The sequence below is a fragment of the Labrys sp. Lb11 genome, from assembly GCF_057554225.1.
The window spans coordinates 238,743-258,061 of the sequence record NZ_BAAJOT010000003.1 but is presented as its reverse complement, the minus strand read 5'-3'; the positions used below and the strand labels follow the sequence as shown (position 1 = coordinate 258,061).

The following is a 19,319-nucleotide window of genomic DNA, read 5'->3' as shown; positions in this document are numbered from 1 at the left end:
CTATGTTTGGAAAGGTTCTTTCTGAAAACAGAAGCATGAATTGGAACGATCTGCGCTATTTTCTCGCGGTTGCGCGCTGCAGCGGGTTGACCGGCGCAGCGCGGGAGCTGCAAGTCAGCCTCTCGACGGTGTCGCGCCGGGTCGAGACCCTGGAGGAGGCGCTGGGCACCCGGCTGTTCGAGCGTCGCCCGGACGGCTACGAACTCACGGAAGCCGGTCGGAGGATGGTGGCGCAGGCCGCGGCGATCGAGAGCCGTATGATCGAGCTGGAGGACGGCTTCAGCGGCCGCGACGGGCACGTATCCGGGACGGTGCGGGTGGTTACCGTGGAGACCCTGGCGCATCACCTTGTCATCCCGCGGCTGCCGGAACTGCAGGACGCTCACCCCGGCCTGTCCCTCGGCGTCACGGTCAATGCCTCCTTCGCCCGGTTGCCGCAGCGCGAGGCCGATATCGGCCTGCGCCTGTGCCGGCCGGAGCGCGGGACCTTTGCGGTCAGGCGCGTGGGCACGATGGCCTTCGGCCTCTATGCCGCGCCGGGCTATCTCGTGCGCCATCCCGTCCGGGAGCAGACTCTGCCGATCGTCGGGCATCGACTGGTCGTCTGGAACGATCCGCTGTCCTTCCTCGTCCTGCCGAAGGCACTGCAGTCCTGGACGCAAGACGGGAGCGCCGCGCTCGCGGTCGACTCCATGCAGGCGCTGGTGCTCGCCATCCGGTCGGGCCGTGGGCTTGGGGTCCTGCCTTGCATTCTCGCCCATGGGGACCGGGGCCTTGCGAGGATAAAGCCCGATCTGTGCCGGCAGGACGAAGCCATCTGGCTCGCCGTACACGAGGACATCCGTCACACCCGGCGCGTCCGGGTTGTCTGCGACTTCCTCGAATCCGCCGTCAGGGAGCGTCAACCCGCCCTTGCCGGGATGGAAGGCTAGAGCAAAGCGTGTTTTGATGGAAACGCGCTTTGCTCTAACGCCTTGTTTCGACGCGTCTTTGCGACTTGACGCGATTCCGTCAAATCGCAAAACGCTTTAGGCAGGGCTTCGCGGATCGGAGCACGGTTCCGATCCGCAAAACTCTGCTTCGCTTTCGAGAGTCCGCCGGGTTTCCGAGCCTGCCCGGTGGGAGGAGCTCGGAAATCCGGCATGGCGCGCGCCGGTGCCGATGCCGCCCCCTGGTCATCACCGGCGTGGCCACGGTCGACCCAGGCGAGATCATGGTTCATCATCTGTAAAGCCAAGTTGAGAATTTTTTGGTTAACGAGAGGTTATTAATAATACTCCAAAACAATTCTGTTCGGCGATGGATGCGGCCGTTGTTGCTTCTTGCCGACGGTCGCGGGATCCTCTCTAAAGATTTAAGCGAATTGCGCCTCATCCCGATCGACTGCGGTCGGGATGGCCGGGCAGGGAGGTCTTCATGGCTGCGACATCGATCCTCGTCCGGCTCCGCGGGCGCATCGGTGCGTTTGCACCGGCGGAGGGCGGCAACGCCATGATGCTGTTCGGCCTGGCGCTGGTGCCGCTGCTGGCGGCGACGGGTGTGGCTGTCGATTACGGCCGCGCCTCGGCAGCGCGCACCGAGATGCAGGCTGCGCTCGACTATGCGGCGCTCTCCGTGTCGAAGGATGCCCAGGGCCTGGCGATGGTCGATCTGAGCGAGGCGCAGAAGGCGGCCAAGATCACGACGCTGGCGCAGGCCTATTTCAATTCCATGTTCGTCTACAAGGGGATGAGCGGCGTCTCCGTCACCGCCAAGTACAGCAAGGACGGCTTTTCGCGCATCGACATGACGGCAAGCGGGACATTGCAGACCGAGTTCATGCGCATCTTCGGCCGGGAGACAGTCGACATCGGCACGACGACGACGACGAACTGGGGCACCAAGCGGCTGCGCGTGGCGCTGGTGCTCGACAACACCGGCTCGATGGCGCAGGCCGGCAAGCTGGCCGCGCTGAAGAGCGCGACCAAGAGCCTGCTGAAGAGCCTCAAGGGCAAGGAGCAGACGGTCGGCGACGTCTACGTCTCGCTCGTTCCCTTCGCCAAGAACGTCAACATCGGCACCGGCCTCAACGCGACCCCGACCACGCGCGACACGATTCTGCGCTGGGACCTCCTGGGCACGACCGACAAGACGGCCTGGGCAGGATGCGTCACCGATCGGGACCAGGACAACGACGTCAATGCCAGCGCCCCGGCGGCAGGGGTGCGATCGACCCAGTTCCCGGCCGTCCAGGGGGCCTGCCCGGCCTCGAAGGTGATGCCGCTCACCGCCGACTGGACGGGGCTGAACGATGCGGTCGACCGGATGAACGCGAACGGCAACACCAACCAGACCATCGGCCTGCAATGGGGCTTCCAGTCGCTGATCGGCTCCGCACCGCTCTCGGCGCCGGCGAAGGACCCGAAATACGACTACGACACCTATGTCATCCTGCTGACGGACGGGCTCAACACCGAAAACCGCTGGTCAAGCAGCCAGTCGGCGATCGACCAGCGCACGGAAAAGCTGTGCGGCAACGTCAAGTCGGCCGGCATCACCCTGTTCACCATCCAGGTCAACACCGGCGGCGACCCGACCTCGGCGATGCTGCAGCGCTGCGCCAGCCCCGGCCAATACTATCCGGTGAACTCGGCCGGCGGCATCCAGGCCGCGTTCGACGCCATCGACAAATATATGAGCGACCTGCGGCTGGCGAGCTGAAGGGCGCGACGGCGCGGCCGGCATGGCTGGATCGCTCGGACTCCTGTTGACGTCGTGGTCTGCGTCGGCCAAATCCTCTGACAATCGCGACCGAGGAGGATGGCCATGACGATCCACGCCAAGAATTTCATCGCCGGGGAGTGGGTGGAGGCCGCCGACCTCGCACCCGACGTCAACCCGTCCAACACCGGCGACGTGGTCGGGCATTTCCCGCGGGCCGCCAAGGCGGACGCCGAGCGCGCCATTGCCGCCGCCAAGGCGGCGTTCCCGGCCTGGAGCCGGTCGACGCCGCAGGAGCGCCACGACGTCCTCAAGCGCATCTCCGACGAGATCATCGCCCGCAAGGACGAGCTCGGCGCCATCCTGTCGCGGGAAGAGGGCAAGACGCTGCCCGAGGGCATCGGCGAGGTGGTGCGCGCCGGCCAGATCTTCGGCTTCTTCTCGGGCGAATGCCTGCGCCAGGCCGGAGACATCCTGGCCTCGGTCCGGCCGGGCGTCGGCGTGGAGGTGACGCGCGAGCCGATCGGCGTGGTGGGCATGATCACGCCGTGGAACTTCCCGATCGCCATCCCGGCCTGGAAGATCGCGCCGGCGCTCGCCTACGGCAACTGCGTGGTGCTGAAGCCCGCCGACCTGGTGCCGGCGACGGCGCATGCGCTTGCCGAGATCATCGCCAAGGCGGGGTTGCCGGCCGGCGTCTTCAACCTGGTCATGGGCCGCGGCTCGGTGGTCGGCGAGGCGATCCTCAACTCGCCGGACGTAACGGCAGTCTCCTTCACGGGCTCGGTCGCCACCGGTCGCAAGATCGCCGCGACCTGCGTGGCCTCCTCGCCGATGAAGAAGGTGCAACTGGAGATGGGTGGCAAGAACCCGCTTGTCGTGCTCGACGACGCCGACCTGAAGACGGCGGTCGAGGTGGCGGCGAACGGCGCCTTCTTCTCGACCGGTCAGCGCTGCACCGCATCCTCGCGCCTGATCGTCACGGACGGCATCCATGACGCCTTCGTCGCGGCGCTGGTGGAGCGGATGAAGGGCATCGTCGTCGGCGATGCGCTCAAGGCCGGCACCCATGTCGGCCCGGTGGTCGACCAGAGCCAGCTGGACCAGGATCTCGACTATATCCGGATCGGCAAGGACGAGGGCGCGACGCTCGCCCATGGCGGCGAACTGGTCAGCCGCGACCATCCCGGCTTCTATCTGACGCCGGCCCTGTTCACCGGCGTCGCCAACTCCATGCGCATCGCCCGCGAGGAGATCTTCGGGCCGGTGGCCGCCGTGGTCCGGGTCAAGACCTACGACGAAGCCCTGGCCGCCGCCAACGACACCGAATTCGGCCTCTCGGCCGGCATCTGCACCACCAGCCTGAAGCACGCCACCCACTTCAAGCGCAACGCCGAGGCGGGCATGGTGATGGTCAACCTGCCGACCGCCGGCGTCGACTATCACGTGCCGTTCGGCGGCCGGAAGGGCTCGAGCTACGGCCCGCGCGAGCAGGGGCGCTACGCCGCTGAATTCTACACCACGGTGAAGACGAGCTACACGCTGGCCTGACGGGCCGCCGGGATCGCCGCCGACGCCGCGATCCACGCAGCACCGAACCGGAAGGACCCGCTCCGTGCCGCGGAGCGGGTCCTTTTGCTTTGTCGTGCTCGGTTCGGCGCCGGCAGGGTGGCCCGAGCCGGTTCGGCACGTCGTTGCGATTCGACGTGGTTCCGCCAAATCGCAAGACGCTTCGGCAGTCAGGCCGCCGACGGCCCGTCATCGTCGGGATCGAAGGTCGGCCGCATCGAGCGGGCGGCGGCGCCGCGCCGCGCGCCGAAATCGACCACGCCGGCCGCTGCGCCGGGCCAGGCTACGCCCTGGCCGCGCCCCGGAGTGCCGCGCCGCGCGGCCTCGGGCTGGTAGGCCACCTCCTCGACACGGATACGTTCGGGCGGGCCGCCCAGACCTTCGATGACCGTTTCCTGGTCCTCGACCAGGCCGAGCAGCGCGAGCCCGCGCGGTATCGTGATCGGGATGGTCATGCCGACGAAGCCGTTGTCCTCGCCATGCACGAGGATGCGGATATCGCTCGGCCCGTCATCGACGCGGAAGACGACGCGGCTGTTCAGCGTCACCGCGCGGGGGTCGATGTCGTCGCGGAACACGACGGTCGCGTTCGACAGCTTGTCGCGGATCATCGGCACGATCGGATCGTTGCGCGTGATGCCGCGTTCGAGCAGGCGCTCGAGAGTGGAATAGTCTTTGGTCGTCAAGAGGCAGCGTTTGGGATTGGACATGACGCGTCTCCGACCGAAGCGGAGGCTTTCCGTTTCGGCACAAGATGGACCCTGTGGTGCTGGAGGGCTTCCCCTGGCTCCGCCGCGCCGTCCGGGCGCGCGCCAGCCAGGGGCTAGGGTCCTGCGATCAGGCGCTCCGCATGGTGCGGCGACCGCTGGAATGCCCGACATGTCCGCATCGCGCTCTCCCCTCGCCGGAGCTTGCCGACCGGCGCGTCAGGCGGGCACGGCCGCCGGCTCGACCGCCAGCACGGTCAGCTGCTGGTCGCGGCCGTCGCGCGTCGTCCACATGATCGACTGGCCTTCGGCGAGGCCGATCAGCGCGGTGCCGATCGGCGTCAGCACCGAGACCTTGCCCTGGGCGATGTCTGCCTCGCCCGGGAAGACCAGGGTGACGCGGCGACGCTGGCCGTCGTCGGACTTGAACTCCACCGTCGAGCCCATGCGAACGATGTTGGGCGGCACATCATGCTCGGCCACCACGGTGGCCCGGTCCATTTCGGCCATCAGGTCTTCCGCCACTTCGGGCGTGCGGCCCATGGCCGAGGCCGCCAGCCGGCTCAGCCGCTCCTGGTCGACGTCGCTGACGATGATCGCCGGCAACCACCGGCTGTTGCTGCTTTCGGGCATGTTCGCCACCTGTCGGAAAGGCGCCGCGCAGGCCTTTCCGGCTTGCCGAGCGCAACGCGGGATTCTCGCTGGATGCCAGCGCCCGCAGGACCACAAGGATCATCGGCGATCCCGGTGAGACAAATTGTGATAAAATGATAGGAGCGCCCCGGGCTCGGGGGCGCGTTGAGCGGCCGAGCCGGGGTTAGAAGCCCGCGACCGGGATTTCCCGGCGGGCCAGCGTCTTCCGCGAATGAGCCATCTTGAACATGGTGTTCATATTGGCAGCCCCCTTCCGCATGTCAAGCCGGTGCGCCCCGGAGGCCGCTCCCGGCGCCATCGGTGGAGGGAACAGTCTCAGTCGGATTTTGTTCCCGATCGTGCCGCCGCCTGGCGTGCCTGCTTCCGCCGGTCGGCCCCGCCATGCTTGGCGGGCTCAGGCTCGGTCGCCTGTTGCGGATGGCCGGAGGCGCGGCCTTCGCGCGGCGCGCCGCCCTCCGTCTCCCAGCGGGCTATGGCCTTTGCCGGATCGTACGCACCGGCCGCCCCGGCGGATCCCTTGCTCATCCACGGCATATGGGGCCCGAGGCGACAGGATCAAGAGCGGCGCTATTGCCTCGGCAGCACGCCGACGATGGGGCCGAGCGGCCACAGGCTGTCGGTACGCCCGAGCGCCGGGGCGTAGAGCGCGGAGATGCTGCCGTCGAGGAACAGCGCGTCCGGGCAATGCAGGGCATCGCGGAAGAGATGGGCGAACTCGCCGAAGGTGACGGGCTCCTCGGAGATGGCGAAGACCACGGTCTGGCCATCACGCACGCCGACGCCGTTGCGCATCTTGGCGGAGGTGCCGTTCTCGGAGATCTTGGGGTGGATCCGGCCGCTGATCACCAGCATGGGTCCCGACTGGGTGGCGAAGTCCGGCTTGAACCCGGCCTGGGCCCGGAGCTTGAGGAAGCGGCCGGTCTCGGCGATGCCGGCATTGCCCTCGTCGATGAAGAAGACGCCGTTCGGCTTGAGGTGGAAATTGCCGGGGCCGTTGGCGGTGTTGAGGCGCACCCATTCACGCCCGTTCTCGACATAGAGGCCGGCCGGCGAGAAGTCGGGCCGGTACATGCCGGCATTCATGGCGAAGATCAGGCGCTGTCCCTCGGGCGTCTGGCGCAGACGGGCGAAGGAGCCGAGCGCGCTGCCATCGGCGTCCTTCCAGAACAGCCGGATGTCGTCGCGGCGCAGGTCCGCGGTGCAGACGGTGAAGGACTTTCCGGCATGCTGCAGCGGCTGGCACGGGCCGTCCTCGGCAGCCGCCGAGCCGGCGACGGCGAGAAGGGCGAGGGCGGCAAGTGCGGACAGACGGAAGCGGAGGCGCATGCGAATCCCTGGACGACGACGAACGCGGAGCGTGGATAGGCGCTCACGCCGATTTTGGAAACTGCCCCGCCATGGTGGCCGCGTGATGGCAGCCTCACCGGGATCCGCCGCGAGCCGAAACTTGCGGGATTCCAGGGCTTTTGGCGCATCTCCTGAGGAATCGAATCAGGTCGTTGCGTGCGCAAGGCCGGCCGCAGGCGCTCTCCGCCTGGAGGATGCGGAGTCGGGGCAGGGCGTTGCGGCCGGATCTTCGCCTGATGCCTGCGCCGGGAGGTCGGTCTACTGATCGTCCTCGCCGCGCAGCGGCTCGACGATCGAGCCGGTGAATTCGGGGGCGGGCGGCTGCTGGCCGTTGCGCTGGGCGGTGGCGATCCAGCCCTGCGGCACGCGCGGCCGGCAGACATGGACGAGGCGGGCGCCGTGGCGGGCAAGGTCGAGGTGCAGGTGGTTCTCGTGCAGGCCGCCCGAGGTACCGGGCCCGAGCACGGTGGTGAAGGTACGGCAGGCGCCGTAGGTGATGTCGCGCCAGAAGCTGCGCTCCTCCGGGCTGCCGCGCCACCCCGTCAGGACACGCGTCTCGCGGCCGTCGGCGAGCTTGAAGCCCTTGACGTCGATGGCGTTGGCGTAGGCGTGCTCGGACATGCGGCCGCGGCTGGCATTGTTGCGCCGGCGGCAGGAATAGGTGCCGAAGGAAGTCATCTCGACGATCGGCGAGCCGAAATTGGCGAGAGCCGCCGGCTGGGCCTCCGAGGCCAGCCATTTGGTCAGGGCCGGGATCATCGAGCAGGACAGGACGACGCTGCGGTCCATCGACACGGTGAAGGGACCGCCCTCGCGCATGCGGATCGGTTGCGATGCCGGCAGTTGCGGCAGCGGCGTGAAGCCGTCGGGGGAACCGGCGGCGGGGTCCTGGCCCGCCTGCGAAGCCGCCGGACCGTCGGGCAGTTGCAGCGGCGCGCCGACGGCCGGAGCCGATGCGTCCGGCGCCATATCCGGGGCAGGCACGTTCGGCACCGGGGCCGGCGGCCGCAGCAAGGCAAAGGCGGCGGCCGGGCCGGTGCCTTCGAGTGAGGCGACGCGGAAGGGATGGTCGAGGCCGCAGCTTCCGGGCCCCTCGATGGCTTCGGCAATGCGGATGCCGGCGGTCTCGCGAACCTGGCCGGAGGCGAGGCAGGCGGCCTCGACACGGGCGCGCCAGGGCTCGCGCTCCTCCGAACTGAAGAAGGAGCCGCAAGCCGCAATGCTCGCAACGGAGCCGACGGCAATGACCCAGGACGCAACGCGACGCAACATGCGGCGGACAATGCGAGCAAATTTCGAAACGAATCATTAACCCGCCGCCGCCGCGCGAGTCCCGATTCGGAGCCGGCGCGGATCGTCTTAACAGCGCAATGCATCCATGCTCTATGACGCGGTCGGCGGCCCCAGCGTCTGGCCGCCCGCAGCCCGGGAGCATCGGACGATGGATGGGGACGACCTGCCGCTCGACGGCTTCGCCGGCGTGGTGCTCGCCGGCGGCGCCTCGCGGCGCATGGGCGGCAACAAGCTGCTGTTCGAGGTGGCGGGGCGGCCGATGATCCGGCACGTGGTCGAGACGGTGCGCGGCGTCGTCGGGCATGTCGTCGTCGTCACGGGCCACCAAGACGAACTCGTGCGCGAGGCGCTGGCGCGGTTGCCCGTCGATTTCGTGCGCTCGGAGGCCGCGGCCGGGCAGGGCGCCGCGATTGCGGCCGGTTTGGCGGCGGCCGCTTCGGCGGTCGCGACGCTGGTGTGCGTCGGCGACCAGCCGCGCCTCACCGGCCGTGAGGTCGCCGGCCTGATCGAGGCCTATCTGGCGGGGGATCGCACCCGCATCCTCGTGCCGATGCGCCAGGGCAGGCGCGGCTATCCCGTGGTGGTGCCGGCCGGCTTCACGGCAGCCGGCCTCGACCTGGCGGCGGACGACCTGCCTGCCGCCCACCCCGACAGGGCCGCAGCCTTCGTCACGCGCAATCCGGTCTACGAGTCGAGCGTCGATACGCCCGAGGACTATCGCACCCTGTTTGCGATCTGAGGAAGAGGGCGATCACCGGCACGCGGCCAACTGCACGTGGCAGGCGTACCGCCGGAAACGACCGCCGGCGCGCACTTCCCGGTCCCTCGCGCGGACGAAGAGGAAACAGGATTCTCCCGCTTTCGTCCTGATGAGGTTTTCACGGGAGATCGGAAAAATACAGTAAAATCAATGGTGTTTCTGTATAGTGGAGGCCGGGCCTGGAATTGAACCAGGGTCTGAGGTGGATGCACCCCCCTCCGCGTAAGCACTCCGCCACCCGGCCGTGCGCAAGCATTGCGTAAAAAGCAAATCTAATTGGCGGCAGCCGGCCGTCAATGGCTTGGTGAAGATTTGGTTAAGCCGGGCAGGGGCGTTTCAATCGTAGCCGATGGCGCGTGACGATACCCGCGATGGGGCGGGCAGGTGATGGACGGAGGGCTGGTCTTCTGGTCTAAGGCGAAGGTTCCACCGGATGTCGAGCCATGTCCCTGACCCTCTCCCCCGAAACCACTCTTCCCGGCGACGGTGTCGCCGGCACGCTGATCGGTCGCGTCTGGCTGCCGGAGGCTGACGGTCCGGCCGTAGTGGTGGCCAAGGGCGAGGCGCTTCACGACATTACCCGCACCTTCGCGACCGTGCGCGACCTCTGCGAGGCCCGAAATCCGGCCCAGGCTGCCAAGGCCGCGCTGTCCGAGCCGGTCGGCAGCATCGCCGACATCCTGGCCAACACGCCGCCGGCGACGCGAGACCCGCGCAAGCCCTGGCTGCTGTCGCCGATCGACCTGCAGGCGATCAAGGCTGCCGGCGTCACTTTCGTGGTGTCGATGCTGGAGCGGGTGATCGAGGAGCGGGCCCGCGGCAATGCCAGCGCGGCGGCGGCGATTCGCGCCGAGATCGTCAAGCTGGTCGGCGACGATCTCGCCAGGCTGCGGCCGGGGTCGGCCGAGGCGGCACGGCTGAAGGAGGTGATGATCGCCCAGGGCGTCTGGTCGCAATATCTGGAGGTCGGCATCGGCCCGGACGCGGAGATCTTCACCAAGGCCCCGCCGATGGCCTCGGTCGGCACCGGCTTCGACGCCGGCATCCATCCGGCCTCGACCTGGAACAATCCGGAGCCGGAAGTGGTGCTGGCGGTCTCCTCGGCCGGCCGCATCGTCGGCGCCACGCTCGGCAACGACGTCAACCTGCGCGACGTCGAGGGGCGCTCGGCGCTGCTGCTCGGCAAGGCCAAGGACAACAACGCTTCCGCCACCCTCGGCCCGTTCCTGAGGCTGTTCGATTCGACCTTCTCGCTCGACCATGTCCGCCGCACCGAGGTGACGCTGACCGTGGAAGGCGAGGACGGCTTCCGCATGACCGGCTCGAGCTCCATCGCCAGGATCAGCCGCGATCCCGGCGACCTCGTGCTGCAGATGATCGGGCCGAACCACCAATATCCCGACGGGGCGGTGCTCTATCTCGGCACCATGTTCGCGCCGGTTGAGGATCGCGACGCGCCCGGCAAGGGCTTCACCCACAAGGTTGGCGACATCGTCACCATCTCGGCCCGGGAGCTGGGGTCTCTGACCAACCGCATCGTCCGCTCCAACGATGCCGCGCCTTGGACCTACGGTGCGAGCCACCTCATGCGAAACCTCGCCAAGCGAGGCCTGCTCTGACGGGAGCTGAACCTAAAGGGCGCTCTTGATGAACCAGGGCGCCGCATAGGCAAAGGCGGCGGCGCCCAGGACGGCGCCGACGAGCAGCAGGGCCACCACGCCGATGCCTTGGCGCAGGCGGTGCGGCCGTGGCTTTTGCGCCGGGGCCGGCGCCTCGGCCGCTGGCGTCGCGGCCACCGCCGCCGGCTCGGGAAGCGGTGCGGCGGATGGCGGTGCCGCGGGCGGCGCTGCCGGCTCCTGCGGCTGGACCTGGGCCAGCTTGGCGAGCAGGCGCTCCTCGACCCCTTCCGACGACGGCAGCGGCTTGGCGACGCCGTCCGTCTTCAGGCGTCCCTGGATGCTGTCGGAGGCCAGGGCCTTTTCGCGCTCGACCAGGCGCAGGGCGACATAATTGGTCACGGCCTTGCGGATCGCCGTCGGATCCTCGCTTTCGGCCATGACGCGCTGGCCCCAGCGCGAATCCTGCACGAAACGGTACTGGCGCGTGCCGCGGACCATTTCCACGAAGGCGAGCATGTCGACATAGAGACGCGGGCGCTCGCCCGGCACGACGCCATGGTCGAACAACTCCACCCCGTCGGGAAGCTGGGCGAACACCGGAGAGAGCGCGTCGTTGAGCACCTCGAGGCGCGCCAGCTCGCCGCCGCGCAGATCGGCGATCGCGGCGGCGCGTTCGGCATCGTCGAGCCGTGCCTTGCGGATTGCGTCGCGCAGGCTGGGCGGCTCGGCGGAAGGAGGCGTGCGAGAATCCATCGGCAATGCTCCTGACCGCTGATCATAGCGCGTTGCACTAGAAGGTCGAGCGCGTGACCGCGGAGCCTGCCGGCAGGGTTACGAGGCCGGTCGCGCTGACGCGCCGCCGCGATTCAACACAGTTTCTCGCGCCGCAGTTCCGCGGGCGGGTGGCCGGCGGCGACGAAGCCGCGGACGGTGAGGCCGATGCGCCAGGCGCCTGGCTCGCCGCTGATCGAGAACAGGTTGTAGGACGCCGGCCAGCGCGCCCGCTCCGGCGCTGCCGAGGCCGAGGGCGTGCAGACCACCGGGATCGGGCCCTTCGGCCCGTTGGTGCGGTGCACGCGGCCGGTGTGGATATGGCCGTGCAGCACCAGCTCGGCGCCGGTGCCGCGCAGCACGGCGGTCAGCCGGTCCGCGTCCATCAGCATGGCGGTGGGGCCGGCGTCCTGGCGCCGCACCGGATGGTGCAGCATCACGACCCGGCAATAGCCCTCATGCCCCAGATGCTCCAGCGTGTCGCGCAGGCGCGAGACCTGGCGGATGCCGAGCTTTCCCGTCGCCATGAACGGGGCCGTCGGCACGGCAGTGGACAGGCCGACGAGCGCCACCTGGCCGCGGATGCGCACATAGGGGAAGCGCTCGGCCTCGTCGAGCGGGTGGGCGCCGCTGTTGTCGCCGCGCATCCACGGATCGAAGGCCGAGAGCAGCCGCACCGCGCCGGCCTTGGTGTAGGCGTCATGGTTGCCGGGCACCAGAGACAGGCGGTCAGGCGGCCCGACGCGCTCCAGGAAGAGGCGGGCGGCCGGGAATTCGCCGGGCAAAGCCAGATTGACCACGTCGCCGGTCAAGGCGATGTGGTCGGGCTCCTGGGCGTGGAGGTCCGCCAGCAACTGCTCGAGCACGTCCATGCGGTGCACGTCGCGGCGGCCACGTTTCCAGTTCAGCCAGCCGAGCACGCGCTTGCCCGCGAGTTCACGCATCATCGCACGGGGCAGGGGGCCGATATGCGGGTCCGACAAATGGGCAAGCGTGAACATCAAGGATGTTCTAGCGGCCGCAATCGCCGAGGGCTAGAGGGAGGATGACGGCGGATGCTCTTTCCGCAAAGGGGCCAGGGACAGCGCGGGACTCGGCTGCGGGACGGCTCTCGGCGCAGCGGCGTCGAGGAAGGCAGCGGCCTGAGCCGGCGTCTTCAGCACGACCAGCCGTCCTCCGAACGTGTCGAGCGCCGCCAGCACGCGGGGCCGCTGGTCGCGGTTGTAGCGCGCGACATAGTGCAGGAATGCCGGCGTCAGGCGCTCCGGGCAGCCCGGAGTCATGTCGTGTCGGGTTCGGCCGAACCATTGCACCGCGCGGCGGGACACCCGCCACAGGCAGCGCCAGGCGGGGAAGTCGAAGAACACCACGGTGTCCGCGGCCGCGATGCGCAGCGGCAGGGTGCGGGTGTAGTTGCCGTCGATGATCCAGCGCGCTCCCTGCGTCAGGTCTGCCAGTGCCGCGACCCAGTCGTCCTCCTCGAGGGCCACCCAGCCCGGGCGCCAATAGTGCTGGTCGAGATGGATCAGCGGCAGCCCCGTGCGTTCGCTCAGCCCACGGGCGAGCGTCGATTTGCCGGCGCCGGAGCAGCCGATGATCAGTACCTTCTGCATCGCCCCCCTTGCAGCATGCGGTCCCCCGCAAGCCCAAACGCGCTCAGGCCGCCAGGGTTCCAGCCTCGTTTCCCGCACTGACGGCAAAGCCTTCGTCAGCCCAGCCGGTCATGCCGCCGATCATCACCTTGACCGGCAGGCCGAGCCGGGCCAGCCGCAGCGCCGCCCTGTCCGTGCCGTTGCAATGCGGCCCGGCGCAATAGACCACGAACAGCGTGCCGGCGGGCCATTCCGCCATGCGGCTCGCCGTGATCTTGCCGTGCGGCAGGTTGAGCGCGCCCGGCACATGCGCCCGGCCGTAGAGGGCAGGGCCGCGCACGTCGAGCAGCACGAAGTCGGCGGCACCGGTGCGGAGCGCCTCGTGCACGTCCCAGCAGTCGGTCTCGAAGGCGAGGCGGCGGGCATAGTGTTCGGCGGCCTCCTGCGGCGCGGCGGCAGGGATCGCGGTGACGGGGCTGGGCATGACATGTCTCCTCAGGTTCGGCATGCGCGACCATGCCCGGCGATGCCGGGCTTGCCTATTGGCCAAGATGCCAACTAGCATCAAGATCATGCCAAGTGCTTCGCCCGCCACCCACGGCCCGGCCGTCGCCGTCCTCGCCTATGACGGCCTGTGCACCTTCGAGTTCGGCATCGCCTATGAGGTGTTCGGCCTGCCGCGCCCGGAACTCGGCGGGAACTGGTACCGCTACGCCGTCGCCGCGGCCGAGCCGGGGCCGTTGCGCGCCGGCGGCGGCCTGACCGTCCTGGCCGGGACGGGGCTGGACGTGCTGGCGGAGGCCGGGCTGATCGTCGTGCCCGGCTGGCGCGGCATCGACGCGCCGGTCCCGGACGCGCTGGTCGCGGCCCTTCGTCAGGCGCATCGGCGCGGGGCGAGGGTCATGTCGCTGTGCTCGGGCATCGTCGTGCTGGCCGCTGCCGGCCTGCTCGCCGGTCGGCGGGCCACCACCCATTGGCGCCATGTCCCGGCGGTGGCGGCGCGCTTTCCCGACATCCGCCTCGACCCCGGCGTGCTCTACGTCGACGAGGGCGACGTGCTGACCGCGGCCGGCAGTGCCGCGGGTATCGACCTGTGCCTGCATGTGGTGCGGTGCGACTTCGGCGCCGAGACCGCGAATGCGGTGGCGCGGCGGCTGGTGGTGCCGCCGCATCGCGAGGGCGGCCAGGCCCAGTTCATCGCTGCGCCGGTGCCGCGTCAGCGGGAGGGCATGCGCCTCGGGCCGCTGCTCGACTGGATGCGCGAGCGGCTCGACCGGGACCAGCCGGTCCGCCTGCTGGCGGAGCGGGCCGGCATGAGCGTGCGCACCTTCCAACGCCGCTTCGAGGCGGCGACGGGGCTGCCACCGGGGGAATGGTTGGTGATGCAGCGCCTGCAGCGGGCGCGCGATCTCCTGGAGCGCGAACGCGGCGCGACGCTCGACGACATCGCGGCCGCCAGCGGCTTCGGCACGCTGGCGACCATGCGCCACCATTTCCGGGCCCAGCTCGGCACCAGCCCGAGCGCCTATCGCGCCGTGTTCGCGGGGGAGGTGGCGCCGTGAGCGAGGCAGCTACATTCGGGCCAGGGTAAGGAGCGGCTTGCCGCCCGCGCCGAGGAGAAGAAGCTTGCCGCGCGCCGGGTCGATCCGCCAGGCGCGGACGGCCTCGAGTGTCTTGAAGAACCTGCCCTCCTGGTCGAGGACGGCGGGGGCGCAGGCTTTCATCGTCGCCACGACCGGGGTGAAGCGGATGCTGCTGCCCTTGACGGTCGCCTTGCTGCCCATGCCGTTGCAGCCGCCGGTGCCGCCGACCGTCCCGTCGGCGGCGATCTGAAGGACCGTCTGCAGGTTGTCGATCACGCCGCGACCGCGGATGTCCTCGAGCAGCCAGCGTCCGGCCGGACTCGCCGCGGCGTCGGTCCGCGACTGGCCGCCGACGCGCTCGACCAGGATGTCGGTGTCGTCGGCTCCGCCGGCGAAGACGGCGTATCGGGTCGTGGAGATGAACCAGAGCCGTCCGTCGACGGTGATGCGGGCTTCGAGGGCGTAGCTGTGGCCCCGCCTGATCTTCGAATCGTCGTAGCGCAGGCGGAAATGGACCGGCACCTGTCCGCGGGGGCGGATCACGGTCCGGGCGATGGTTTTCGACGGGGCGTCCGCCAGCGACACGTCGGCGAGGCGGACCTCGACCCTGGCCGAGGCCGGCAGGGCGATGCGCTCTCGATAGGTCACGGTCCCGCTCAGCGTCCGCGGCGCGGCCATGGCGGAGCCGGCATGGGCCAGGAGGCCCAGGGCGGCGGTGGCAATGGCGACGAACCGCCAGATCCGGTTGATCATGGATATCGTTCCTTCCGGTCAGTTCTTCGCCGCTCGCCGGGATCTGTCACGGGCCGGTCCGAAGGTCGGCGGCTCGGCGCGCGCCGGGTCTTGGCGGCGGCATGGCGGAAGCCGATCTCCGCGACATCGGCAAGATGCGCCGGCGCGACGCGTCATGCGCCGGGCGAGGCATGGCCGCTGCGATCGGGGACGGCGTCTTCGAGGGGAAAGGGGAAGCGTTTGGGGATGCGGCCTCCGGCGTGGGGCGGGAGGCCGCCGGATGGTGTCAGCGGCCGCTGAAGGTTATCAGGCCGATCGCCGCACGGGCCGGACCGGCACCGTCCTGGCGAATCGTCGCTGCGGCCACGAGCATCCGAATGAAGGTCATCATCATGCAATACCAGGGCTCGCCGGCCCTCAGGTCTCCTCTATTGTGCGCTGCAATATAAATTGCCGCGGAGAGTAACGCCAGCCCACGCGGGCGCTTTCCCGGGCTTGGCAGCCATGCGCGCCACGCAGGGGAGGCAATGAGCAGGATTTTTACCGAACGACAATTGCGCGAGATTTTGCTCTTCGTCTAGAAGTCTCCCATGCGCTTTCCGGACTCGACGTTCCGCCAGAAGCTCGGCCGTCTGATGACGCCGTTCTTCATGCTTTATTTTCGCTTCAGCAGGGGCATGACCTTCGGCGTCCGCGGTGCGGTGCTGGACGGCGAGGGACGGGTCTTCCTGGTCAAGCACACCTATGTGCCGGGCTGGTACCTGCCCGGCGGCGGGGTCGATCCCGGCGAGACGGCCGAGGAGGCGCTGGTGCGCGAACTGAGGGAGGAGGGCAATATCCGCGTCGACGGCCCGGTCGAACTGCGCGGGCTCTACCAGAACCGCGACGTCAGCCGGCGCGACCATGTCGCGTTCTATGTCGTGCGCCGCTTCGAGCAGACCGCGCCGCGCAGCCGGGACGGCGAGATCGCCGACAGCGGTTTCTTTGCGCTCGATGCCCTGCCGGAGGGCGTGACCGCGGCGACGCGCCGGCGCATCGACGAGGTCCTGGCCCGCCGCATGCCCGACGGCTACTGGTAGGCCCGGCCGCATCGAGAAAGTGCGCGAGACGGCTTTCCGGGCCTTCCCCGCCGCGCCGGACCATGCTAAGCGGCCCGCCATGTCGATCATCCGTTCCTCGCGACGACGAGCCGTGGGCAGGACCCGCACCCTTTCGTATGCCTGACCGGCAGTGCCGGTTGGGCAAGTCTCGCTCCGACCGGACCCCGACATCATGCCCGACATCCCGATCGACCTTTTGACCGAGCGTCCCGAGGACGGTGCGGCCATCGAGAAGCTGCATGAGCGCGCCTTCGGCCCAGGCCGTTTCGCCCGCACGGCCTTCCGCCTGCGCGAGGGCGTGTCGCCTCAACTGGACCTGTCCTTCGTGGCGCGGGTCGGCTCGATGGTCGTCGGCTCCAACCGGCTCACGCCGATCACGATCGGCGGGCATGCGGCCCTGCTGCTCGGGCCGCTGACGGTCGAGCCGGCCTTCCGCTCGCGCGGCATCGGCCTGGCCCTGCTGCAGGCCTCGCTCGAGGCAGCGGCCCGGGACGGCCACCGGCTGGTCATCCTGGTCGGCGACGAACCCTATTACGGTCGGATCGGCTTTCGCCGGATCCCGGTCGGGCAGGTGATCCTGCCGGGACCGGTCGACCCGCTGCGGCTCCTGGTCAAGGAACTGGCCGAAGGGGCATTCCAGGGCGTTTCGGGCATGGCCAAGGGACGGTGAGCCGGGCGATCAGGCCGACGCGGCGATAGCGGCGCGCAGGATGGCGGCCTGGGTCTCGGCGTCGGCGGGATAGTCGGCGTCGATCCAGCGCCGTTCCGCCTCCTGCAGCACCCGGCCGATGCGCGGGCCGGGCGGCACGCCGAGGCGGGCGGCCTGGGCGCCGCCGAAGGGCGCCTGCCGCGGCGGCGCCCAGGTGTCGATCAGGTCGAGGGAACGGCTCCAGCCGGCCTCGTCCGAGCCAGCCCAGGCCAGCAGCACGCAGTCGCGGAAATCCGCGCTCTTCAACCGGTAGAGCAGGTCGCGGCCGGGCTTGTCGCCGAGAGGCCGCCTCAGGCTCTCGCCGACGGTCGCCATGGTCTCGAGCCGGCGCGCCTCGGCATTGGAGAGGCGCAGGCGCTCGGCGATGCGCAGGGCGTCCTCGCGGACGAACAGTGCCAGCGCCGCCAGCCGGCGCACGGGGTCGGCGTCGAGCCCGCGGGCCGCTTCCAGGGCGGCGAGGCGGCGGAACACCGCCACGCGGCAGACGCCGCCGAGCGTCGCCGCCAGGAAGCCGGCGCCGTCCATCTCGGCCAGCACGTCGCCGGCGCGGCAGGCGACCAGCAGCTTCAGCGCTTCGGCGCGCACCCGTTCGCGCGACAGCTGGGCGAGGCCCTCCCGGCCGCGGATCGAGGCGGCCATGGCTTCGGCGTCGACCGGGCCTTCGCCGAACCGGGCATGGAAGCGGAACAGGCGCAGGATGCGCAGATAGTCCTCGGCGATGCGCCGGTCGGCCTCGCCGATGAAGCGCACGCGCCGGGCGGCGATGTCGGCGATGCCGCCGGCATAGTCGTGCACCCGGCCGTCGCGGGAGACGGAGAGGGCGTTGATGGTGAAGTCCCGTCGCAGCGCGTCGGCGGCAAAGTCGCGGCCGAAGCGGACGATGGCGCGGCGGCCGTCGGTCTCGATGTCCTGGCGCAGCGTCGTCACCTCGAAGGGCTGGCCGCCGGCGACGATGGTGACGGTGCCGTGCTCGATGCCGGTCGGCACCACCTTCCAATGCGCGGCGGTGCCGCGCTGCACGACGACGTCCGGCGTGGCGGTGGTGGCAATGTCCCAGTCGGCGACCGGCTCGCCGAGCAGCGTGTTGCGCACGGCGCCGCCGACGACGCGCGCCTGCTCGCCGTCGCGGTCGAGCGCAGCGAGCACCGCGCCGAGCCGCGGCTCGGCCAGCCAGTCGAAGGATGCCGTCATTTCATCACCGGTCCGACCAGGACGCCGTTCTCCAGATGGGCTGGCACGTAGGAGCTGCCGGCCGGCGCGCCGCCGAAATGGCCGACCAGGCCCAAGCCGATGCCGGTGGAGACCAGCGCGCCCAGGACCAGCCACATCAGCGGTGCGCCGCGCCAGGCCTCCGAGCGCGCCGGGTTGACGCGCCGCACCACGAGCCACAGCGCATAGAGCGCGAAGGGCACGAGGAAGAGCAGCGCCTCGTAGAGGAAGGGGCGTGCCATCAGGCATAGATCCGTTCGTACAGGGTCCGCAGGATACCTGCGGTGACACCCCATATATAGCGATCCTCGTAGGGCATGGCGTAATAGCTGCGCATGGCGCCGCGCCACTCCCGGCTCTCGCGGCGGTGGTTGGACGGATCCATCAGGAAGGCCAGCGGGCACTCGAAGGCCTCGTCCACTTCCGCGGGGTTGAGGGTCAGCGCGAAGCCGGGCTCGACCAGCGCCACCACCGGCGCGACGCGAAAACCCGAGGTGGTGAGATAGAGGTCGAGATAGCCGAGCGGGGTGATGCGCGTCCGGTCGAGACCGATTTCTTCCTCCGCCTCGCGCAGCGCGGCGCCGAGCGGGCCGGCATCGCCGGGGTCGATCCGCCCGCCCGGAAAGGCGATCTGGCCGGAATGGTTGCGCAACGCCGTCGAGCGCCGGGTGAGCAGCGCGGTGGCGCCGGCGGGATGGTCGACCAGGCCGATCAGCACCGCCGCCGGTTTGCCCGGGCCGGCCGGCATCTCGGCCGCGAGGCCGGGCGAGAAGCTGTGATCGCCGAGCGCGACCGGCATGTCGAACTCGGCCAGGCCCGGCGGCGGGGCGGCGAGGAGACGCCGGCGAGCCCGGTCGAGGAAATCGTCAAGGAACGGGTCCGAGGCCGGCATGGTTCGATCTATGTCAGGGCCGGACACGGGGCCGGCGGGTCGAGGCGGAGCATTGCCTGCCGCATCGGTCGATTTCAAGCCG

20 protein-coding genes and 1 tRNA gene are annotated in these 19,319 nt (G+C 69.7%); 8 read left to right on the top strand and 13 right to left on the bottom strand.

Features of this window, described 5'->3' with window-relative positions:
* The first annotated feature begins 2 nt into the window (after positions 1-2).
* The 3 genes from AC27L4_RS11080 (at position 3) to AC27L4_RS11070 (ending at position 4,251) form a co-directional block, all read left to right on the top strand.
* Positions 3-932, top strand: coding sequence for a LysR family transcriptional regulator (locus AC27L4_RS11080; protein WP_487142179.1), 930 nt, complete (start codon positions 3-5; stop codon positions 930-932).
* A 484-nt stretch (positions 933-1,416) separates the two neighbouring features.
* The gene (locus AC27L4_RS11075) at positions 1,417-2,700 is read left to right on the top strand and encodes a pilus assembly protein TadG-related protein (RefSeq protein WP_487142178.1); all 1,284 of its coding nucleotides are present in this window, start codon (positions 1,417-1,419) and stop codon (positions 2,698-2,700) included.
* A gap of 105 nt (positions 2,701-2,805) precedes the next feature.
* Positions 2,806-4,251 carry an aldehyde dehydrogenase family protein gene (locus AC27L4_RS11070; RefSeq protein WP_487142177.1) on the top strand — a complete coding sequence of 482 codons (1,446 nt, stop codon included), beginning with the start codon at positions 2,806-2,808 and terminating at the stop codon, positions 4,249-4,251.
* A 188-nt stretch (positions 4,252-4,439) separates the two neighbouring features.
* On the opposite strand, the gene AC27L4_RS11065 is transcribed toward AC27L4_RS11070, so the two are convergent.
* From AC27L4_RS11065 to AC27L4_RS11050, 4 genes are all read right to left on the bottom strand, one after another.
* Positions 4,440-4,979 (bottom strand): GreA/GreB family elongation factor, encoded by a 540-nt coding sequence (locus AC27L4_RS11065; RefSeq protein ID WP_487142176.1) that lies wholly within the window; start codon positions 4,977-4,979, stop codon positions 4,440-4,442.
* A gap of 216 nt (positions 4,980-5,195) precedes the next feature.
* Positions 5,196-5,609: a nucleoside diphosphate kinase regulator gene (gene rnk / locus AC27L4_RS11060; RefSeq protein ID WP_487142175.1), complete on the bottom strand. Its 414-nt coding sequence runs from the start codon at positions 5,607-5,609 to the stop codon at positions 5,196-5,198.
* A 588-nt stretch (positions 5,610-6,197) separates the two neighbouring features.
* A complete protein-coding gene (locus AC27L4_RS11055) occupies positions 6,198-6,956 on the bottom strand; it encodes a phosphodiester glycosidase family protein (protein ID WP_487142174.1) in 759 nt (252 codons plus the stop codon).
* Positions 6,957-7,235: 279 nt separating this feature from the next.
* Complete coding sequence (locus AC27L4_RS11050; protein ID WP_487142173.1) at positions 7,236-8,249, bottom strand: extensin-like domain-containing protein; 1,014 nt, start codon at positions 8,247-8,249, stop codon at positions 7,236-7,238.
* Between the two features lie 169 nt (positions 8,250-8,418).
* Here AC27L4_RS11050 and AC27L4_RS11045 point away from each other — a divergent pair, with 169 nt between their 5' ends.
* Entirely contained in the window at positions 8,419-9,009 is a 591-nt protein-coding gene (locus tag AC27L4_RS11045) for a nucleotidyltransferase family protein (protein ID WP_487142172.1), read from the top strand.
* 188 nt (positions 9,010-9,197) lie between these two features.
* Here the strand turns inward: AC27L4_RS11045 and AC27L4_RS11040 are convergent.
* Positions 9,198-9,274, bottom strand: a tRNA-Ala gene (locus AC27L4_RS11040).
* A gap of 199 nt (positions 9,275-9,473) precedes the next feature.
* Here AC27L4_RS11040 and AC27L4_RS11035 point away from each other — a divergent pair.
* Complete coding sequence (locus AC27L4_RS11035) at positions 9,474-10,649, top strand: fumarylacetoacetate hydrolase family protein (RefSeq protein WP_487142171.1); 1,176 nt, start codon at positions 9,474-9,476, stop codon at positions 10,647-10,649.
* A 12-nt stretch (positions 10,650-10,661) separates the two neighbouring features.
* Here the strand turns inward: AC27L4_RS11035 and AC27L4_RS11030 are convergent, their stop codons facing one another.
* From AC27L4_RS11030 to AC27L4_RS11015, 4 genes are all read right to left on the bottom strand, one after another.
* Positions 10,662-11,402 carry a hypothetical protein gene (locus AC27L4_RS11030; protein WP_487142170.1) on the bottom strand — a complete coding sequence of 247 codons (741 nt, stop codon included), beginning with the start codon at positions 11,400-11,402 and terminating at the stop codon, positions 10,662-10,664.
* A gap of 113 nt (positions 11,403-11,515) precedes the next feature.
* The gene (locus AC27L4_RS11025) at positions 11,516-12,421 is read right to left on the bottom strand and encodes a metallophosphoesterase family protein (RefSeq protein ID WP_487142169.1); all 906 of its coding nucleotides are present in this window, start codon (positions 12,419-12,421) and stop codon (positions 11,516-11,518) included.
* A 33-nt stretch (positions 12,422-12,454) separates the two neighbouring features.
* Positions 12,455-13,033: a P-loop NTPase family protein gene (locus tag AC27L4_RS11020; protein WP_487142168.1), complete on the bottom strand. Its 579-nt coding sequence runs from the start codon at positions 13,031-13,033 to the stop codon at positions 12,455-12,457.
* A gap of 43 nt (positions 13,034-13,076) precedes the next feature.
* On the bottom strand, positions 13,077-13,496 hold the full coding sequence (locus AC27L4_RS11015) for a rhodanese-like domain-containing protein (protein ID WP_487142167.1): 420 nt from the start codon (positions 13,494-13,496) through the stop codon (positions 13,077-13,079).
* A 67-nt stretch (positions 13,497-13,563) separates the two neighbouring features.
* On the opposite strand from AC27L4_RS11015, the gene ftrA reads away from it, so the two are divergent.
* Entirely contained in the window at positions 13,564-14,574 is a 1,011-nt protein-coding gene (gene ftrA, locus AC27L4_RS11010; RefSeq protein ID WP_487142166.1) for a transcriptional regulator FtrA, read from the top strand.
* A 9-nt stretch (positions 14,575-14,583) separates the two neighbouring features.
* Here ftrA and AC27L4_RS11005 read toward each other — a convergent pair whose 3' ends face one another.
* Complete coding sequence (locus AC27L4_RS11005; protein ID WP_487142165.1) at positions 14,584-15,348, bottom strand: YbaY family lipoprotein; 765 nt, start codon at positions 15,346-15,348, stop codon at positions 14,584-14,586.
* Positions 15,349-15,917: 569 nt separating this feature from the next.
* On the opposite strand from AC27L4_RS11005, the gene AC27L4_RS11000 reads away from it, so the two are divergent.
* Together AC27L4_RS11000 and AC27L4_RS10995 are read left to right on the top strand one after the other, a co-directional pair.
* The gene (locus AC27L4_RS11000; protein WP_487142164.1) at positions 15,918-16,406 is read left to right on the top strand and encodes an NUDIX domain-containing protein; all 489 of its coding nucleotides are present in this window, start codon (positions 15,918-15,920) and stop codon (positions 16,404-16,406) included.
* Between the two features lie 193 nt (positions 16,407-16,599).
* Positions 16,600-17,097 carry a GNAT family N-acetyltransferase gene (locus AC27L4_RS10995; protein WP_487142163.1) on the top strand — a complete coding sequence of 166 codons (498 nt, stop codon included), beginning with the start codon at positions 16,600-16,602 and terminating at the stop codon, positions 17,095-17,097.
* Between the two features lie 9 nt (positions 17,098-17,106).
* Here AC27L4_RS10995 and AC27L4_RS10990 read toward each other — a convergent pair whose 3' ends face one another.
* Genes AC27L4_RS10990 through AC27L4_RS10980 form a run of 3 tightly spaced genes read right to left on the bottom strand, consistent with a single transcriptional unit; the run spans position 17,107 to position 19,237 of the window.
* Positions 17,107-18,327 (bottom strand): CCA tRNA nucleotidyltransferase, encoded by a 1,221-nt coding sequence (locus tag AC27L4_RS10990; protein WP_487142162.1) that lies wholly within the window; start codon positions 18,325-18,327, stop codon positions 17,107-17,109.
* Complete coding sequence (locus AC27L4_RS10985; RefSeq protein ID WP_487142161.1) at positions 18,324-18,587, bottom strand: DUF6111 family protein; 264 nt, start codon at positions 18,585-18,587, stop codon at positions 18,324-18,326. The genes AC27L4_RS10990 and AC27L4_RS10985 overlap by 4 nt, the downstream gene beginning before the upstream one ends.
* Entirely contained in the window at positions 18,587-19,237 is a 651-nt protein-coding gene (locus AC27L4_RS10980) for a CoA pyrophosphatase (protein ID WP_487142160.1), read from the bottom strand. The genes AC27L4_RS10985 and AC27L4_RS10980 overlap by 1 nt, the downstream gene beginning before the upstream one ends.
* Positions 19,238-19,319 lie beyond the last annotated feature (82 nt).

Excerpts from the sequence above, each read along its gene's own strand:
- AC27L4_RS11050 (WP_487142173.1), bottom strand. The coding sequence starts at position 8,249 with ATGTTGCGTCGCGTTGCGTCCTGGGTCATTGCCGTCGGCTCCGTTGCG.
- AC27L4_RS11005 (WP_487142165.1), bottom strand. The coding sequence starts at position 15,348 with ATGATCAACCGGATCTGGCGGTTCGTCGCCATTGCCACCGCCGCCCTG.
- AC27L4_RS11000 (WP_487142164.1), top strand. The coding sequence starts at position 15,918 with ATGCGCTTTCCGGACTCGACGTTCCGCCAGAAGCTCGGCCGTCTGATG.
- ftrA (WP_487142166.1), top strand. The coding sequence starts at position 13,564 with ATGCCAACTAGCATCAAGATCATGCCAAGTGCTTCGCCCGCCACCCAC.
- AC27L4_RS11080 (WP_487142179.1), top strand. The coding sequence starts at position 3 with ATGTTTGGAAAGGTTCTTTCTGAAAACAGAAGCATGAATTGGAACGAT.
- AC27L4_RS11055 (WP_487142174.1), bottom strand. The coding sequence starts at position 6,956 with ATGCGCCTCCGCTTCCGTCTGTCCGCACTTGCCGCCCTCGCCCTTCTC.
- AC27L4_RS11075 (WP_487142178.1), top strand. The coding sequence starts at position 1,417 with ATGGCTGCGACATCGATCCTCGTCCGGCTCCGCGGGCGCATCGGTGCG.
- AC27L4_RS11070 (WP_487142177.1), top strand. The coding sequence starts at position 2,806 with ATGACGATCCACGCCAAGAATTTCATCGCCGGGGAGTGGGTGGAGGCC.
- AC27L4_RS11045 (WP_487142172.1), top strand. The coding sequence starts at position 8,419 with ATGGATGGGGACGACCTGCCGCTCGACGGCTTCGCCGGCGTGGTGCTC.
- AC27L4_RS11035 (WP_487142171.1), top strand. The coding sequence starts at position 9,474 with ATGTCCCTGACCCTCTCCCCCGAAACCACTCTTCCCGGCGACGGTGTC.
- AC27L4_RS10985 (WP_487142161.1), bottom strand. The coding sequence starts at position 18,587 with ATGGCACGCCCCTTCCTCTACGAGGCGCTGCTCTTCCTCGTGCCCTTC.
- AC27L4_RS11065 (WP_487142176.1), bottom strand. The coding sequence starts at position 4,979 with ATGTCCAATCCCAAACGCTGCCTCTTGACGACCAAAGACTATTCCACT.
- AC27L4_RS10990 (WP_487142162.1), bottom strand. The coding sequence starts at position 18,327 with ATGACGGCATCCTTCGACTGGCTGGCCGAGCCGCGGCTCGGCGCGGTG.
- AC27L4_RS11025 (WP_487142169.1), bottom strand. The coding sequence starts at position 12,421 with ATGTTCACGCTTGCCCATTTGTCGGACCCGCATATCGGCCCCCTGCCC.
- AC27L4_RS10980 (WP_487142160.1), bottom strand. The coding sequence starts at position 19,237 with ATGCCGGCCTCGGACCCGTTCCTTGACGATTTCCTCGACCGGGCTCGC.
- AC27L4_RS11030 (WP_487142170.1), bottom strand. The coding sequence starts at position 11,402 with ATGGATTCTCGCACGCCTCCTTCCGCCGAGCCGCCCAGCCTGCGCGAC.
- AC27L4_RS11015 (WP_487142167.1), bottom strand. The coding sequence starts at position 13,496 with ATGCCCAGCCCCGTCACCGCGATCCCTGCCGCCGCGCCGCAGGAGGCC.
- AC27L4_RS11020 (WP_487142168.1), bottom strand. The coding sequence starts at position 13,033 with ATGCAGAAGGTACTGATCATCGGCTGCTCCGGCGCCGGCAAATCGACG.
- AC27L4_RS10995 (WP_487142163.1), top strand. The coding sequence starts at position 16,600 with ATGCCCGACATCCCGATCGACCTTTTGACCGAGCGTCCCGAGGACGGT.
- rnk (WP_487142175.1), bottom strand. The coding sequence starts at position 5,609 with ATGCCCGAAAGCAGCAACAGCCGGTGGTTGCCGGCGATCATCGTCAGC.